Genomic DNA, 15,409 nt, shown 5'->3' on the forward strand with positions numbered 1-15,409 from the left:
GTGTCCCTTTCTTCCTTCGAGCGCTATCCGCTCCTCTTCGGGCCCTCACCGGTGCACCCGCTGGAGCGCCTGACCGCCCATCTGGGCGGCGCCGCCGTCTGGGCCAAGCGGGAGGACTGCAACTCCGGTATCGCCTACGGCGGCAACAAGACCCGCAAGCTGGAGTACCTGGTCGCCGACGCGCTCGCGCAGGGCTGCGACACCCTCGTCTCCATCGGTGGTGTGCAGTCCAACCACACCCGTCAGGTCGCGGCCGTGGCCGCCCGCGCCGGGCTCAAGTGCGTGCTCGTGCAGGAGAGCTGGGTGGACTGGCCGGACGCCGTCTACGACAAGGTCGGCAACATCCTGATCAGCCGACTGGCGGGCGCCGACGTACGGCTCGTCCGGGCCGGCTTCGGCATCGGCTTCAAGGAGAGCTGGGAACTGGCGCTCAGGGAGGTCGAGGAGGGCGGCGGCAAGCCGTACGCCATCCCGGCCGGCGCCTCCGACCATCCTCTCGGCGGCCTGGGCTTCGCCGGCTGGGCGTACGAAGTGGCCGAGCAGGAGCGGGAGTTGGGCGTCTTCTTCGACACGGTGATCGTGTGCTCGGTGACCGGCTCGACCCAGGCCGGCATGGTGGCCGGCTTCGCCGCGCTGGAGGAGGCGGGTGGGCGGTCGCGCCGGGTCATCGGCATCGACGCCTCGGCCAAGCCGGACAGCACCCGTGAGCAGATCGCGCGGATCGCGCACAACACCGGACAGCTCATCGGTCTCAAGCGGGAGTTGACCGTCGCCGACGTGGAACTGGACGAGCGGTACCACGCCGGGATCTACGGCGTCCCGGACGACGCCACACTCGTCGCCATGCAGCTCGCGGCACGTACCGAGGGCATGGTCACCGACCCCGTCTACGAGGGCAAGTCCATGGCGGGGATGGTCGACCTGATCGAGCGCGGCGAGATCGACGCGGACTCCACCGTGCTCTACGCGCACCTCGGCGGGCAGCCGGCGCTGAACGCGTACAGCGGGGTGATCCAGTAGCCGGGCGGGGCCCGGCCTTTCTCGACGAAACGCCGGGCGCCCTCCGTGTGGGGGCGCCCGGCGTTTCGTACGCGTGCCTCAGAGGGCTTGGGCCGCCGGCTTCACCATCCCCCTGACCGTGCGGGACTTCACGAAGTCGCCCATGGCCGTCATGTCCCACTCGCCGGAGAACTGCTTGATCAGCTTGGCCATCATCACGCCGGTCTGGGCCTCGGCGTTGGTGAGGTCGAAGCGGACCAGCTCCTCGCCGGTCGCGGCGTCGAGGAGGCGGCAGTAGGCCTTGGCGACCTCGGTGAACTTCTGGCCGGAGAAGGAGTTGACGGTGAAGACCAGCCCGGTGACCTCCTGGGGGAGCCGGCCGAGGTCGACCACGATCACCTCGTCGTCGCCCCCGCCCTCACCGGTGAGGTTGTCGCCGGAGTGCTTGATCGCACCGCCCACGATGGACAGCTTGCCGAAGTAGCAGCTGTCGATGTGGTTGCGCTGGGGGCCGTACGCGATGACCGACGCGTCCAGGTCGATGTCCTTGCCCCGGTACGCCGGCTCCCAGCCGAGGCCCATCTTGACCTGCGAGAGCAGCGGGCGGCCGCCCTTGACCAGGGAGACCGTCTGGTTCTTCTGGAGACTGACGCGGCCCTTGTCCAGGTTGATCTTCCCGGCGCCGGGCGCGGGCGGGGCCGGAGGGGCGGGGGGCGCCGGGGGCGCGGCGACGCGGGGGTCCATGGCCGGGGCGGCGGGCGGGGCAGGCGGGGCGGCAGGCGGCCGCATGGCGGGGGCGGGCGGGGTGACGGGCTGGGCCGGGGTCGGGGCGGGTTCCTCCACGCTGACGCCGAAGTCCGTCGCGATGCCCGCGAGGCCGTTCGCGTACCCCTGGCCGACCGCGCGCGCCTTCCACGCGCCGTTGCGCAGATAGACCTCCACGATCACCAGGGCCGTCTCCGAGCCCAGCTGCGGCGGGGTGAACGTGGCGATCACCGCGCCGCCTGCCGCGTCGCGGATCGTGGCCGTCGGTTCGATGCCCTGGAAGGTCTGGCCGGCCGCGTCGGGGCTGGCCGTGACGACGATCTTCTCGATGCCCGGGGGCACGGCCGCCGTGTCCACCGTGATCGAGTCGGGGGTCGTGCCGCCGCCGGAGCGGTACGTCACGCCCGGGCCGCTCGGCTGGTTGTAGAAGATGAAGTCGTCGTCCGAGCGCACCTTGCCGTCGGCGGTGAGCAGCAGGCACGAGACGTCGAGCCGCACGGGCGCGGCGACGTCCACCGCGACGCGGGTGACGGGCAGCGGGATGTTCGAGCCGGGGGTCATAGCGGTCATGCCGGGTGAACGATTCAAGCCGCTTTACCGTTCCCTTACCGAACGGGTTGGGGCCGTGTGGGTGGGGCGCTGTGGGTGAGGGCTCCCCGGAGGGTGAAGGGCCCCTGTGCGAGGGCGGCGGGATTCGGCCGCTGGGAGACGCGATCGGTCCACCGGGAGAGCCGGTTAGTGACTCTTGTCCTAGTTTGGGGATCGCGTCACGGGCGTGTGCCGTCCGTGATGAATGGACACCCCGGTGACATCGCGAGGAGAGGCGCCGCCATGGCCATGCTGCTGATCAGAGGAAGGTTCAAGGTGGAGGGGGGCGCCAAGCCGGACGGTGACACCCTCCCCTTCATCCCGGACGACGTGGACGACTGGAAACTGGTCCCCGGGGACACGCGGATCGTGCCCAAGGCCGACGGGCGCGCGAACATCCGGCTCGAAGGGATCGACGCCCTGGAGACCCACTACGGCGAGGGGCCGCGCCCGCAGCACCAGCCACGGGGCCTCGCCCACGAGGCCGCCGACCAACTGCTGAGGTTCCTCGACTTCAAGACCGTTCTCCGGGACGACGACGAGACGGTCGCCACCGTGCCGGACAGTGTGCCCGGCTGGATCCTCACCCGGGGCGCCGATGCCTACGGCCGCTGCGTGGCCTTCGTCGGCAGGGGCACCCCGCCCGTCCACAGCGGCTACTGGACGGGCGTCGACGACGACCTGTTGGAGCGCACCGCCAACCACCGCCTGCTGCTGCTCGGTCTGGCCTACCCGACCTTCTACTCGGGCCTGCCCGAGTACCTGCGCGAACTGCTCACCGAAGCCTCGGAGAAGGCGAGGGCGTCCGCGAGCGGGGTGTGGAAGGTCGACAGGACCCTCGACGGCGTGAAGGTCATGGGCATGGCCTCGCTGACGGACGATGCGACCGGCGCGGTGATCCTGCCGAAGCTGTTCCGCCGGCTGAAGGACTACCTGGACTTCAAGGGCAAAGACCCCTCACTGGAGTGCTTCCGCGCCTTCCTGGCCGGGGTCCAGGACGAGTACCGCCTCCCGGACTCCGGCCGACTCCACCGAGGCCTCCACCACATCGTCGAGGTCACCGAAGACAACACGGTGAAGATGACCCGCCCGGCCAGGGACATCGTCTTCGTGGAGAAGTGAGCACGGGGTGGGCCGCGGGCGACGACATGCCTCTACCGCACGCCCGGCGTGAGCTCGATGCGCACCCCTTCGCTCTCTCTGAGGACGTAGACGTGGTCGGTCCGTGCCTGCCAGCCGACGGGCACGGCGTAGTAGCGCCCCCCACGCTCCACGATGAGCCGTAGTCCCCAGTAGCGGTGGCGGAGGTGTGTGCCCTCTTCGAGGAGCCGGTACCGCAGTCCGGGCGACCGTGACGAAAGGCTCAGCGGCTCGGCACTGTGAACCACCAGGCCGGTGCGCAGGATCACTTCGCGGGCATCGTTCCTGGCGTTCCGTTCGCCGAGCTGGCCGGAGACAAGGGTGACCGCCCAGAGGAGGAACAGCCCGGAGGCGAGAACGAGCACCGCCGTCTCCCACGGGTTCGCGGGGTGGACGGGGCCGGTGCGGCGCACCACGCCGAGCAGCAGTCCGAAGCCGACGAGGAGTGGGCCGGCCCAGCGGTACGGCAGGAGCACCTGCCACTGCCACCACAGGATGAGCAGGAGCAAGCCCACGGCCACCATGATCAGATGGTGGCGCGCCACGGCCGACACCCCGCGGGCGACGCCGTGCATCAAGCCGCCGTGCGACTGCGCGGGCCGCTGTCCGGCGACCGCGACCACCAGTAGCAGAGCGGCGGCGCCGACAAGCACCGGAAAAGTGACCAGGTGCAGGCTGTACAGCACGAATTCACCGAAGCCGAAGCCGAGCGCGAAGGGGGAGAGGTGGAAGTGGCCGTAATACGCGCCCGCGTAGATCACCCCCACGTAGAACATCAGTGCGGCGATGAATGACGCCTGCGCGACCACGAGGTTGATCAGCGTGGTCGGGGGCGTCTGGGAGGCCTGGTCCGTGTCGCCGAGACGCTTAGGCGGAGAGGGCGCCGGTTCGTTCACGTACCGTCCGGTGAGGGCGGGCAGCCCGGGTCACCCGGGCAGACCGGGGCGAGCGTTTGAGACGGTGTGACGCCGGGGCCGTCGGTTTTCGAAGGGCCGGTGTTCGACGGCACGCGGTCGGGCGGATCGATCGGCTCACCGCCGTGAGAGGGAGATCCCTCGGGCGGCGACGACGATGGTGACGGCGTCGGTGACTGGGAGGAGGGTGTGGGACTCGAGGACGAAGGAGTGGAGGTCGCCTCCGGGGCGTCGGACCCTCCTTCCGACCCGCACGAGACGAGCAGTCCGAGGACCGCCGCGCACACGCTCAGGCGGGCTGCCGAGCCAAGTCCGTGCCTCATACCTCTCCCCGTGTCACGTGCCCGTGCCCTGCTGGTGCGGGCAGTCAGGGAGCGTAGTGACGAGCCCGCTCATCGTCGGGGGCCCGGCAGGAGAGTCGGCTCCGTACCACTCGGCCGGAGTACCGCCCGCCCGCCCCACACACTGCCCGGGGCGGGCGAGTCAGGTTCACGGCACCACGACGATCTTCCTGCCCACCCCCGACGCGAACTGCTCCAGTGCCTGGGGGTACTCCTCCAGCGGTACCCGGTCGCTGATGAAGATGTCCGGGTCCAGGACGCCGGCCGCGAAGAGTTCCGCCGCGCGTTCGAAGCTGTGCAGGACGGCCATGGAGCCGGTGATGGTGATCTCCTGGTTGTAGATGCGGTAGGGGTCGATCGTGACCCGGGTCGCGTAGTCCGCCACTCCGAACTGGAGGAACGTGCCGGCCTTGGCGACCCGGTCCAGGCCGTCCTGGATGGCGGCGGCGTTGCCCGTCGCGTCGATCACCACGTCCCAGCCCTGGGGGCGGTCCAGTTCGTCGGGGCCGGCGGCGGACGCCGAGACGCCCAGCCGGCGGGCGGTCTCCAGCCGGGAGGGGTTCACGTCGACCACGTCCACGCTCGCCGCGCCCGTCCGCTTCGCGAGCTCCAGCATCATCAGGCCCATCGTGCCCGAGCCGTAGATGAGGACATGGGCGCCGAGGCGGGCGCGCAGGACGTCGTAGCCGCGTACGGCGCAGGACAGCGGTTCCACCAGGGCCGCGTCCTGGGTGCGGACGTGCTCCGGGAGCCGGACGCAGTTGGCCACCGGCGCCACCGCGTACTGCGCGGCGCCGCCGGCCGTGGTGACCCCGATCGCGGCCCACCGTTCGCAGAGGTTGTTGTGGCCGGTGCGGCAGTAGCGGCACTCGTGGCAGTACAGGGACGGGTCGACGGCCACCCGGTCGCCCACGGAGAGTTCCGTGACCCGGCTGCCCACGCCCACCACCTCGCCCGCGAACTCGTGCCCCGGCACGATCGGGAGCTTCGGGGCGAACTCGCCCTGGAGGATGTGCAGATCGGTGCCGCACAGACCGCACGCGGCGACCTCGACGACGACCTCGCGGGGTCCCGGTGTCGGGTCCGGGACCTCGGCGACGACGGCCTTGCCCACGGACTCGATGACGGCGGCCTTCATTTGACGGCTCCCAAGGAGAGGCCCTGGACCAGCTTGTCCTGGGCGGCGAACCCCGCGGCGAGCACCGGCAGGGAGATCACGAGCGAAGCGGCGCACACCTTGGCCAGGAACAGGCCCTGGCTGGTGATGAAGCCGGTCAGGAACACGGGCGCGGTCTCGGCGACCACGCCGGTCAGCACCCGTGCGAACAGCAGCTCGTTCCAGCTGAAGATGAAGCAGATCAGGGCGGTCGCGGCGATGCCGGGGGCCGCTATCGGCGCCACCACCCGGGCCAGCACCGTGGGGAGCCGGGCGCCGTCCAGGTGGGCGGCCTCGATCACCGCCACCGGGACCTCCGCGAGGAAGGACTGCATCATCCAGACGGCGATCGGCAGGTTCATGGAGGTGTAGAGGAGGACGAGGAGCCAGATGTTGTCCAGCAGGCCCGTGTTCTTCGCGAAGAGGTAGAGGGGGAGCAGGCCCGCCACCACCGGCAGCATCTTCGTGGAGAGGAAGAAGAACAGGACGTCCGTCCACTTCTTCACCGGGCGGATCGACAGCGCGTACGCCGCCGGGAAGGCGAGCAGCAGGACCAGCAGCGTCGAGGCGAGGGACGCCACCGTCGAGTTGATCAGGGCCGGCCAGGGGCTGGCGCCGCCGTCCACGCCGAAGAACTCGCGGTAGCCGTCGAGGGTGAGGGAGGCCGCCCAGGACGGCGGGTTGGTCGCCGCGTCCGGCTCCGAGTGCAGCGAGGTCAGGGCCATCCAGGCGATGGGGAGGAAGAACAGGAGACCGAGCAGCCAGGCGGCCACCCCGAGGCCGGCGCCCCGGGCTCCGCGGGCACGCGCCGGACGTGTCCGCCTCGTCGTGCGGCGCGCGGTCGGCGCCGTGCCGTCCGCATCCGCCGTCGTGTCGCGTATGTCTGTCGTCGTGTCGCTCATCCGCGCGACACCTCCTCGCGGAACAGCGACGACACCACGCGCAGGGCGAACGTCGCGATGATGATCGAGCCGATGACGACCAGGACCCCGGCGGCCGAGGCGAGGCCGTTCTCGTGGGCCTGGTAGAAGGTCTGGTAGACGGTGTACGGCAGGTTCGCGGTGCCCAGGCCGCCCGAGGTGATCGTGAAGACCGCGTCGAAGTTCTGCACGATGTAGATCGAGCCCAGCAACGCGCCCAGTTCGAGGTAGCGGCGCAGGTGCGGGAGGGTCAGATGGCGGAAGATCTGCCAGTCGCTCGCCCCGTCGACCCGGGCGGCCTCGATCTGCTGGTGGTCCCTGGACTGCAGTCCCGCCAGCAGGATCAGCATCATGAACGGCGTCCACTGCCACACCAGGGAGGCCTCGACGGCGAGCAGCGGGGTGTCCGAGATCCAGTCCGGCTGGGGCCCGCCCACGTAGTGCAACAGCCCGTTGAACAGGCCGTACTCGGGGTTGTAGAGCACGTGTTTCCAGAGCAGGGCGGCCGCCACCGGGACCACCAGGAAGGGGGCGATGAGGAGGGTGCGGACGATGCCGCGGCCCCGGAATCTCCGGTCCAGCAGCAGGGCGAGCAGCAGACCGAGGACCAGGCTGGCGAGGACCACGGCGACCGTCAGCAGGATCGTCGTCCACACCGAGCGGCGCAGGTCGGGATCGGTGAGCACCTCGCCGTAGTTGGCGAAGCCGGCGAAGGAACGGGCGTCCGGGTAGAGGGAGTTCCAGTCGAGGAAGGAGATCACCAGCGTGGCCACGAACGGGAGTTGGGTCACGGTGATCATGAAGATCAGGGCGGGCAGGAGCGGGGCGCGGGTGGCCCAGGCGCGCAGCCGGGCGTTCGGTGTGCCCTGGGTGCGTACGGGGGTCGCCGCCCTCGGTGCTGTCGTGGTCGCGGTCATCGTCCCTCGTACTCCTCGGAGATCTGCTCGGCGAGCTCCTGCGATTTCCTGAGGGCCGACGCGACGGACTGGCGTCCGGCGATGGCCGCGCTGATCTCCAGGGAGACCTTGGTGCCGAGGTCGGTGAACTCGGGGATGCCGACGAACTGGATGCCGGGCGCGGGGCGCGGCTGCACCCCGGGGTCGGTGGGCCGGGCGCCCTCGATGGCCTCGCGGGTCATCTCCTGGAAGGCGGCGGCCTCCTGGCGGTAGTCGGGGTTCGCGTACGTCGACTCCCGTTTGCCGGCGGGGACGTTCGACCAGCCGATCTGTTCGCCGACCAGTTCCTCGTACTCCTTGCCGGACGCCCAGGAGACGAACTTCCATGCCTTGTCGGGGTTGCGGGAGGCCTGCTGGATGCCCCAGGCCCAGGTGTAGAGCCAGCCGGAGGACTCGGTCTTCTCGACCGGCGCCGGTGCGTATCCGACCTTGCCCTTCACCGGGGAGTCGTCCGCCTCCAGGGAACCGGCCGCGGACGTGGCGTCGTACCACATGGCGACCTTGCCCTGGGTCATGTTGTTGAGGCACTCGGCGAAGCCGGCCTGGGCGGCGCCGGATTCGCCGTGCTCGCGCACGAGGTCGACGTAGAACCTGGTCGCCCGCTCGAACTCGGGGGAGTCGAGCCGGGCTTTCCAGTCCTTGTCGAACCAGGTGCCGCCGAAGGTGTTCACGACGGTGGTGAGGGGCGCCATGACCTCGCCCCAGCCGGGCAGTCCGCGCAGACAGATGCCCTTCATGCCGTCCTCGGCCCCGTCGGTCTTCGCGGCGAGGTCGGCGACCTCCTGCCAGGTGGGGTGGTCGGGCATGGTGAGCCCCCGCTCGGCGAAGACGTCCTTGCGGTACATCAGGAAGGACGACTCGCCGTAGAACGGCTCTCCGTAGAGTTTGCCGTCGTCGCCGGTCAGGGACTGGCGCATCGGCTTCAGGACGTCCTGCTGGTCGAAGGCCGGGTCCTTCGCGACGTACGGGTCCAGCTGCTCCAGCCAGCCGTTGCGGGCGTAGATGGGGATCTCGTAGTTGCTGAGGGTGGCCACGTCGTACTGGCCCGCCTGGTTGGCGAAGTCCTGGCTGATCTTGTCGCGGACGTCGTTCTCCGGCAGCACGGTGAAGTTCACCCTGATGCCGGTCTTCCTGGTGAAGTGCGTGGCGGTGAGCTTCTGCAGCTCCTGCATCTGGGGGTTGTTGACCATCAGTACGTTGATGGCGTCGCCGCCGGATCCCGCCCCGCCCGCCCCGGTCCAGCAGCCGGAGAGAAGCGGGGCGAGCAGCGTCCCTGCGGCGACCGCGGCGAGTGCGCGCGGCCTCCGTCGGCTCGGGATTCGCATGGATCGCTCCTGGACGTATGGGGACATAAGGGGCATGGGGAGGTAGGGGAGGCTGTGCGGGGAGGTAGGGGGGCGGTGCGGGCAGGGAGGGAAGGGGCCGTGGAGTCGGTCGGTCCTGGGGTCAGACGCGGATGACCTGGGGCCCCAGCAGCGAGTACCTGTGGGCCTCGGAGGTCGGCAGCAGCGTGCTCGTGACGATCGCGTCCAGGCCGCCGACCTCGGCGAACCGGCAGAAGCTGACGGCGCCGAACTTGGTGTGGACGCCCGCGAAGACCGTGCGCCGGGAGGCGCGGATCGCCTGGGCCTTGACCTCGCTGACGGCCGGGTCGGGGGTGGTGAGGCCGTGTTCGCGGGTGATGCCGTTGGCGCCGATGTACGCCAGGTCGATGACGAAGCCGGCCAGCATCCTGGTCGTCCAGTGGTCGACGGTGGCGAGGGTGCCGGGGCGCACCCGGCCGCCGAGCAGCAGAACGGTGGTGTTGCCGGCCTCGGCGAGGGCGCCCGCCGTGGCGAGCGAGGCGGTGACCACGGTCAGCGGCCGGTCCCGGGGCAGCGCCTCGGCGATGAGCTGCGGGGTGAAGCCCTCGTCGACGAAGACGGTCTCCGCGTCGCCGAGCAGTTCGGCCGCAGCGGCGGCGATCCGGCGCTTCTCGGGCACGTGGCTGGTGGCGCGGAAGGCGAGCGTCGTCTCGAAACCGGCGCTCTCCACGGGATACGCGCCGCCGTGCGTACGCCGGACCAGGCCGTGGTCCTCCAGGGCGCGCAGATCACGCCGTACGGTCTCCTTGGCGACGCCCAGCGTGACCGCGAGTTCGGCGACGTCGACCGCGCCGGTGCTGCGGGCGGCCCTGACGATCTCGCGCTGCCTTTCTTCCGCGCTCATGGCCGACACCTGCTCTCCTCGCCGTAGTGCTGCCCGTTCGGGCCCGGTGCGGGCCTTGAGGGAAGTTCTACAGGGGGTGCGCGGCGCCGACCAGGTCTGTCACGGGTCCGATGCTGCCCGTCCCTGACCGTTTCGCGGGGCCGCCGCCCGTGGCGGACCTGGGGCGGACGTGGCATCGGGCAACGGGCGTGCCCGAATGCGGGAGCGGGCGGGCCCGTTCGGTGCCCGCCCGCCCCTTCCGTACGACGCACGGCCCTCGTTTCCCGTGCGACGCACGAACCCGCAGAAACCCTCGGGAACCCTTGGGTCCTCGCCGGTCCGGTCAGTACGGCCAGATCGGGGGGTCGCTGACGAAGTGGCCGCCGAGGTGGGCGTGAGCCTCGTTCCCGGGGGACAGTTCGCCCTGGTCGGCGATGAGTTTCTCGGCGTACTGCTCGGAGTCGTCCTGCGGCTCGTAGCCGAGGGCGCGGGCGGTGGAGAGGTCCCACCACAGGCGGGTGTTGGCGGAGGAGCCGTAGACGACGGTGTGGCCGACGTGCTCGGCGGTCAGAGCCGCGTGGAAGAGGCGGGCGCCGTCGGCCGGACTCATCCACAGGGAGAGCATGCGGACGCTGGTGGGTTCGGGGAAGCAGGAGCCGATGCGCACCGAGACCGTCTCCAGGCCGTGCTTGTCCCAGTAGAGCTGGGCCAGGTCCTCGCCGAAGGCCTTGGACAGGCCGTAGAAGGTGTCGGGCCGGTGCGGGGTGTCGATCGGGATCAGCGGGTCGCCGTCCCCGGGGCGGGGGGTGAAGCCCACCGCGTGGTTGGAGGAGGCGAACACGATCCGGGGCACGCCCTCCGCGCGCGCGGCCTCGTACAGGTGGTAGGTCCCCTCGATGTTGGCCTTGAGGATCTTCTCGAAGGAGGCTTCCAGCGAGATGCCCGCGAGGTGGATGATCGCGTCGACGCCCCGTACGGCCTCGCGCACGGCCTCCCGGTCGGCGAGGTCGGCCGTGATCGCGTCCGGCGCGCCCTCGACGGGCAGCAGGTCCATCAGGCGCAGTTCGTAGCCGTATGCCGGGAGCAGGTCCCGCATCAGGGTGCCGAGGCCACCGGCGGCGCCGGTGAGCAGAACGGTGCGGGGAGCGGGCATCCGTGGATCTCCTTGCATCGCCAGCTGTGCATATGGGCGTCCGATATTCACATTCATGGACACGCTAGGGAGCGCGGTCGCGGGCGTCAAGTGTGGCGCGAGGGCGGGAAATCGCTGGTGCGGCGGCGGGTGTCCGGCTTGACCGGCGTCGCGGGGGCGCCTTAGCGTGCTCTTGTTCAGAAATGTAAACATTGATCAGTGACATGGACCTGCGCGTCGAGGTCGACTCGGACGATCGACTTCGGCTCGGACTTGGGAGCGCCCCGTGACGTCAGCCCCTCTCACCGCCCGGCTCAGGGTCCCCAGCGGGCCGCTGTTCTTCCCCGTCACGGCGTACGGCCCGGACGGCGCGGTCGATCTCGACGCCTGCCGCGCGCACGTCCGCCAGGGCGTCGACGCCGGGGCGGCCGCCGTCTTCGTCTGCTGCGGCACCGGCGAGTTCCACGCGCTCACGCCCGAGGAGTTCCAGAGCTGCGTCCGGGCCGCCGTCGCGGAGACGGCCGGCCGGGTGCCCGTGGTGGCCGGCGCGGGCTACGGCACCGCCCTCGCCGTGCGCTACGCGCGCCTCGCCGAGGAGGCCGGCGCCGACGGTCTGCTCGCCCTGCCGCCGTACCTCGTCGTGGCCGCCCAGGAAGGGCTGCTGCGCCACTACCGGGAACTGGCCGCCGCGACCTCCCTGCCGGTCGTCGTCTACCAGCGCGACAACGCGGTCCTCACCCCGGAGACCGTCGTCGAACTGGCCCGCACGGAAGGCATCGTCGGCCTCAAGGACGGCGTCGGCGACCTGGACCTGATGACACGGATCGTCAGCGCGGTACGCGCCGAGGGCCCGGCCACCGCCGACTTCCTCTACTTCAACGGTCTGCCGACCGCCGAGCTCACCCAGCCCGCGTACCGGGCTGTAGGGGTCCCCCTGTACTCGTCGGCCGTCTTCTGCTTCGTCCCGGAGATCGCCCTCGCCTTCCACCGGGCGCTCGAAGCCGGTGACCGTGCGATCGTGGAACGGCTCCTCGACGGGTTCTACCGGCCCTTCGTGGAACTCCGTGCCAAGGGCCGCGGCTATGCCGTGTCACTGGTCAAGGCCGGGGTACGGCTACGGGGACTGGACGTGGGCGGGGTACGGCCGCCGCTGCACGAGCCGGCCGAGGAACACGTCAAGCAGCTGGGCCAGTTGATCGAGCGCGGACACGCGCTGCTGGAAGAGCGCCAGGAGGACATGTGAAGGCGTCGACGTTCGTCTACCCGTGGGACGTCAACGGGGACCCGGCCGCCGCGGAACGCATCGCGGGGCTGGGCGTCCGACAGGTGACGCTCGCCTCCGCCTACCACTCCACCCGCGCGCTCACCCCCCGCCACCCCCGGCACCGCATCGTCACCGCCGAGCACGCGGCCGTGCTGTACCCGCCCGGGGTGCGCTGGGAGGGCCGGACGCTGCGGCCCCACCCGGCGGGGGACTGGGCGCCGGGTGACGCGTTCGGCGAGGCGGCGACGGCACTCGCGCACGCCGGGCTCGACGTGCACACCTGGGTCGTCCTCGCCCACAACTCCCGGCTCGGCGCCGAGCACCCCTCGACCTCCGTGGTCAACGCCTACGGCGACCGGTATCCGTGGGCCCCGTGCGTCGCGCAGGAGGCCACCCGCGAGTACCTCGTCGACCTGGCCGTGGAGGCGGCGGTCCGGCCGGGCGCCCGCGGCACGGAACTGGAGTCGCTCGGCTGGTACGGGATCTCCCACCTCCACGCCCACGACAAGACGGGCGGCGTCGGGCTCGGGGATGCCGGGCAGTACCTGATGTCGCTCTGCTTCTGCGTGACCTGCCGCGCCGGTTACGCCGACGCCGGGCAGGACCCCGACGAGCTGGCCGCGGCCGTCCGGGACGCGCTGGAGCCGCTGTGGCGGGGGGAGGCGGTCGACGAGGGCTGGCCGGCCGTGGAGAAGCTGCTCGGCGCGGACCGGGCGGCGGCCACGCGCGTGTGGCGCGACGCGATCGCCCGCTCCCTCCAGGAGACGGCGGTCGAGGCGGTACGGGCCGCCGCGCCCGCCGGGTTCCAGATCCTGCTGCACGCGGACCCGGTGACGTACCACTGCGGGGCGAACCCCGGGGTCGACCCCGCGCACATCCTCGGCGTGGCGGACGGCGTGGTCGTCCCGTGCGCGGGCGGCCCGGGACTGCTGCCGGCCTTCGCCGAGGCCGGGGCGGAGGGCGCCGTCCTGGCCGCCAACCTCGGCATCGTGTCGGGCATGGGCGGCAGCCCGGTCACCCTGGCCGAGGACGCAGGCCGCGCGGCGGAGCTGGGCGCGACGGAACTCCGCCTCTACCACGCGGGCCTGGCGTCGGACCAGGACCTGACGGCGGTGAGGGAAGCACTGAGGGCGGTGGGGTGAGCCGGGGGCCGGGTGGATCGCGGCGCCCTCCCCTCTCAGCGCAGCACCTGGTAGGTCAGGTGGGTGACCAGGCTTGTCGGGCGGGCGGTCAGTTGTCTCAGGGGCAGTGGGGGGACGCCGTCGAAGAGCCGGGTGCCGGAGCCGAGCGTGAACGCGGCGATGTGCAGCCGTAGTTCGTCGACGAGGCCGGCGGTCAGGTACTGGTTGACGGTGGTCGCGCCGCCCATGACCGTGACATCGCCGTCGCCGGCCGCCGCGCGGGCCCGGTCCAGCGCGGCGGTGACCCCGTCGGTGACGAAGTGGAACGTGGTGCCGCCGTCCATCGGCTGCGGGTCGCGCGGGTGGTGGGTGAGGACGAACACCGGGGCGTGGAACGGCGGATCGTCGCCCCACCAGCCGTTCCACGGCCGGTCCCACGCGCCGCGCACCGGACCGAACATGTTGCGCCCCATGACGAAGGCCCCGGCGGTGTTCAACCGGTCGATCTCGATCCGGTTCTCCTCGGGAGCGTCGAACATCCAGGCGTGCAGCGCGGCGCCGGAGCCGTCGCCGCCGTCGTCGCCGAACGGCCGTTCCTCGGTCTGGTGGTGCCCCGCCGCGTAGCCGTCGAGCGAGATCGTGATGTCGCAGATCACCTTGCCCATGCGTCCAGGGTCTCCCATGGGTCAGCGATGGCGCAGCAGTACGGCCGCGGGAAGCAGGCAGACGGCCCCCACCGTCACCGCCAGGACCCGGAGGTCGACCGGTCCCACCAGGGCGGCGCCGATCGCCATGCCCACCGCCGTCGGGGCGAACAGCAGGGTCTGGGCGGTGGCCGTGGCGCGGCCCAGCAGGTGGGGTGGGGTGTCGCGCTGGACCGCGGTGAGCGTGGCGACGAGGACGCACGGCAGCCCGGCGCCGATCGCCGCGCCGCACACGAGGGCCACGGTGTCCTCCGGTACGGCGCGCAGTGCCACGGCCACCCCTGTCAGGGCGATCCCGTACGCGGCGAAGCGGCGTTCGCCGAGGCGGCGCAGGAGGGGGCCGGTGGTCAGGCCGACGGCGATCGACCCCACGCCCTGGGCGACGTGGAGGAGGCCGGCGTAGGCGGGGGAGCGGCCGAGGGCTTCCACCACCGCGAAGACGAGGGAGCCGTTGATGCCGGACAGCAGCATGGTCAGGCCCCCGGCCAGGACGAGCGGACGCAGGCGCGCGTGGGCCAGCAGGTGCCGGGCGCCTTCGGATGTGCGGGCGGTCAGGGAGGTGGGGTCGGCCTGGGTGGTGGGGTCGGCGCGAGTGGCGCGGCCGGCCCGCTCCCGTACCAAGCCGTACAACCCCGCCGCCGCCACGAACGTCACCGCGTCCAGCAGGGCCACCGTCGCTCCGCCGTACGCCGCGTACAGGCCCGCCCCCGCCAAGGGGGCCAGCAGCTTCATGCTCTCGTTCGCCGTCATGCGCAGGCCGTTGAAGTCGCCGAGGAGGGAGGGGGCGACGGTGGTGGCGACGAGGGCCGACTCCGCCGCGTCGTGGACGACGCCCGCCGCGCCGTAGACGAGGAGGACCGCGTACAGGAGCCACAGGTCACCCGGGGCGTCGACGGTGAAGAGGGTGAGGAGGAGGGCGGCCAGGGCGAGGTCGGTGGTGATGAGGAGAGCGCGGCGGTGGGGGCGGTCCGCCAGGGCGCCCAGCAGGGGGCCGGCCAGGAGCGGGGCCCACAGGGCGAAGGCGCACAGCGCCGCCAGCGCGTCCGAGCCGGTGAGGTCCTTGACCCAGACCCCCGCGACCAGCCACAGCGCGGTCGAACCGAGGCCCGAGACCACCACCGCGGCCAGATACAGCCCCGCGTCGCGGTCCCGCAGCACCCGTCCCACCGCCCACGTCGTCGGTGTCGTCGATGTCATGGCTGGTGAGCGTGGTGCTAAGGAC

General features: G+C 71.5%; 14 protein-coding genes. 4 read left to right on the top strand and 10 right to left on the bottom strand.

From position 1 onward, the window contains the following. Positions 1-1,020 carry a 1-aminocyclopropane-1-carboxylate deaminase gene (locus tag ACZ9QC_RS32525; RefSeq protein WP_472916362.1) on the top strand — a complete coding sequence of 340 codons (1,020 nt, stop codon included), beginning with the start codon at positions 1-3 and terminating at the stop codon, positions 1,018-1,020. A 78-nt stretch (positions 1,021-1,098) separates the two neighbouring features. On the opposite strand, the gene ACZ9QC_RS32530 is transcribed toward ACZ9QC_RS32525, so the two are convergent. Beyond that, positions 1,099-2,325, bottom strand: a complete 1,227-nt coding sequence (locus tag ACZ9QC_RS32530) for a TerD family protein (RefSeq protein WP_472921875.1) — start codon at positions 2,323-2,325, stop codon at positions 1,099-1,101. Positions 2,326-2,595: 270 nt separating this feature from the next. Here ACZ9QC_RS32530 and ACZ9QC_RS32535 point away from each other — a divergent pair, with 270 nt between their 5' ends. Further along, entirely contained in the window at positions 2,596-3,474 is an 879-nt protein-coding gene (locus ACZ9QC_RS32535; protein ID WP_472916363.1) for a thermonuclease family protein, read from the top strand. Between the two features lie 32 nt (positions 3,475-3,506). Here ACZ9QC_RS32535 and ACZ9QC_RS32540 read toward each other — a convergent pair whose 3' ends face one another. From ACZ9QC_RS32540 to ACZ9QC_RS32570, 7 genes are all read right to left on the bottom strand, one after another. Next, positions 3,507-4,388: a hypothetical protein gene (locus ACZ9QC_RS32540; RefSeq protein WP_472916364.1), complete on the bottom strand. Its 882-nt coding sequence runs from the start codon at positions 4,386-4,388 to the stop codon at positions 3,507-3,509. Positions 4,389-4,895: 507 nt separating this feature from the next. Continuing rightward, entirely contained in the window at positions 4,896-5,885 is a 990-nt protein-coding gene (locus ACZ9QC_RS32545) for a zinc-dependent alcohol dehydrogenase family protein (RefSeq protein ID WP_472916365.1), read from the bottom strand. Further along, positions 5,882-6,805 (bottom strand): carbohydrate ABC transporter permease, encoded by a 924-nt coding sequence (locus ACZ9QC_RS32550; protein ID WP_472916366.1) that lies wholly within the window; start codon positions 6,803-6,805, stop codon positions 5,882-5,884. Before ACZ9QC_RS32550 ends, ACZ9QC_RS32545 begins: the two co-directional genes overlap by 4 nt. Then, positions 6,802-7,740, bottom strand: a complete 939-nt coding sequence (locus tag ACZ9QC_RS32555; RefSeq protein WP_230214407.1) for a carbohydrate ABC transporter permease — start codon at positions 7,738-7,740, stop codon at positions 6,802-6,804. Before ACZ9QC_RS32555 ends, ACZ9QC_RS32550 begins: the two co-directional genes overlap by 4 nt. Continuing rightward, positions 7,737-9,104 (bottom strand): ABC transporter substrate-binding protein, encoded by a 1,368-nt coding sequence (locus ACZ9QC_RS32560; RefSeq protein WP_472916367.1) that lies wholly within the window; start codon positions 9,102-9,104, stop codon positions 7,737-7,739. Before ACZ9QC_RS32560 ends, ACZ9QC_RS32555 begins: the two co-directional genes overlap by 4 nt. A 121-nt stretch (positions 9,105-9,225) precedes the next feature. Continuing rightward, complete coding sequence (locus tag ACZ9QC_RS32565) at positions 9,226-9,987, bottom strand: DeoR/GlpR family DNA-binding transcription regulator (protein WP_472916368.1); 762 nt, start codon at positions 9,985-9,987, stop codon at positions 9,226-9,228. A 322-nt stretch (positions 9,988-10,309) separates the two neighbouring features. Next, on the bottom strand, positions 10,310-11,119 hold the full coding sequence (locus ACZ9QC_RS32570) for an NAD-dependent epimerase/dehydratase family protein (RefSeq protein ID WP_472916369.1): 810 nt from the start codon (positions 11,117-11,119) through the stop codon (positions 10,310-10,312). Positions 11,120-11,384: 265 nt separating this feature from the next. Between ACZ9QC_RS32570 and ACZ9QC_RS32575 the strand changes: the two genes are divergently transcribed. Both ACZ9QC_RS32575 and ACZ9QC_RS32580 read left to right on the top strand, forming a co-directional pair. Next, positions 11,385-12,341: a 5-dehydro-4-deoxyglucarate dehydratase gene (locus tag ACZ9QC_RS32575; protein WP_472916370.1), complete on the top strand. Its 957-nt coding sequence runs from the start codon at positions 11,385-11,387 to the stop codon at positions 12,339-12,341. Further along, positions 12,338-13,504, top strand: a complete 1,167-nt coding sequence (locus ACZ9QC_RS32580) for a hypothetical protein (protein ID WP_472916371.1) — start codon at positions 12,338-12,340, stop codon at positions 13,502-13,504. Before ACZ9QC_RS32575 ends, ACZ9QC_RS32580 begins: the two co-directional genes overlap by 4 nt. Before the next feature lie 35 nt (positions 13,505-13,539). Here the strand turns inward: ACZ9QC_RS32580 and ACZ9QC_RS32585 are convergent, their stop codons facing one another. Beyond that, positions 13,540-14,148 (bottom strand): dihydrofolate reductase family protein, encoded by a 609-nt coding sequence (locus ACZ9QC_RS32585; RefSeq protein ID WP_472916372.1) that lies wholly within the window; start codon positions 14,146-14,148, stop codon positions 13,540-13,542. Positions 14,149-14,169: 21 nt separating this feature from the next. Continuing rightward, positions 14,170-15,384 carry an MFS transporter gene (locus tag ACZ9QC_RS32590; RefSeq protein WP_472916373.1) on the bottom strand — a complete coding sequence of 405 codons (1,215 nt, stop codon included), beginning with the start codon at positions 15,382-15,384 and terminating at the stop codon, positions 14,170-14,172. Positions 15,385-15,409: the final 25 nt, after the last annotated feature.

This window comes from Streptomyces sp. HUAS MS02 (assembly GCF_055702265.1).

Bases quoted from the DNA above. Each gene is read 5' to 3' on its own strand.
- ACZ9QC_RS32570 (WP_472916369.1), bottom strand. From the start codon at position 11,119: ATGCCCGCTCCCCGCACCGTTCTGCTCACCGGCGCCGCCGGTGGCCTC.
- ACZ9QC_RS32550 (WP_472916366.1), bottom strand. From the start codon at position 6,805: ATGAGCGACACGACGACAGACATACGCGACACGACGGCGGATGCGGAC.
- ACZ9QC_RS32565 (WP_472916368.1), bottom strand. From the start codon at position 9,987: ATGAGCGCGGAAGAAAGGCAGCGCGAGATCGTCAGGGCCGCCCGCAGC.
- ACZ9QC_RS32555 (WP_230214407.1), bottom strand. From the start codon at position 7,740: ATGACCGCGACCACGACAGCACCGAGGGCGGCGACCCCCGTACGCACC.
- ACZ9QC_RS32585 (WP_472916372.1), bottom strand. From the start codon at position 14,148: ATGGGCAAGGTGATCTGCGACATCACGATCTCGCTCGACGGCTACGCG.
- ACZ9QC_RS32560 (WP_472916367.1), bottom strand. From the start codon at position 9,104: ATGCGAATCCCGAGCCGACGGAGGCCGCGCGCACTCGCCGCGGTCGCC.
- ACZ9QC_RS32530 (WP_472921875.1), bottom strand. From the start codon at position 2,325: ATGACCCCCGGCTCGAACATCCCGCTGCCCGTCACCCGCGTCGCGGTG.
- ACZ9QC_RS32590 (WP_472916373.1), bottom strand. From the start codon at position 15,384: ATGACATCGACGACACCGACGACGTGGGCGGTGGGACGGGTGCTGCGG.
- ACZ9QC_RS32545 (WP_472916365.1), bottom strand. From the start codon at position 5,885: ATGAAGGCCGCCGTCATCGAGTCCGTGGGCAAGGCCGTCGTCGCCGAG.
- ACZ9QC_RS32535 (WP_472916363.1), top strand. From the start codon at position 2,596: ATGGCCATGCTGCTGATCAGAGGAAGGTTCAAGGTGGAGGGGGGCGCC.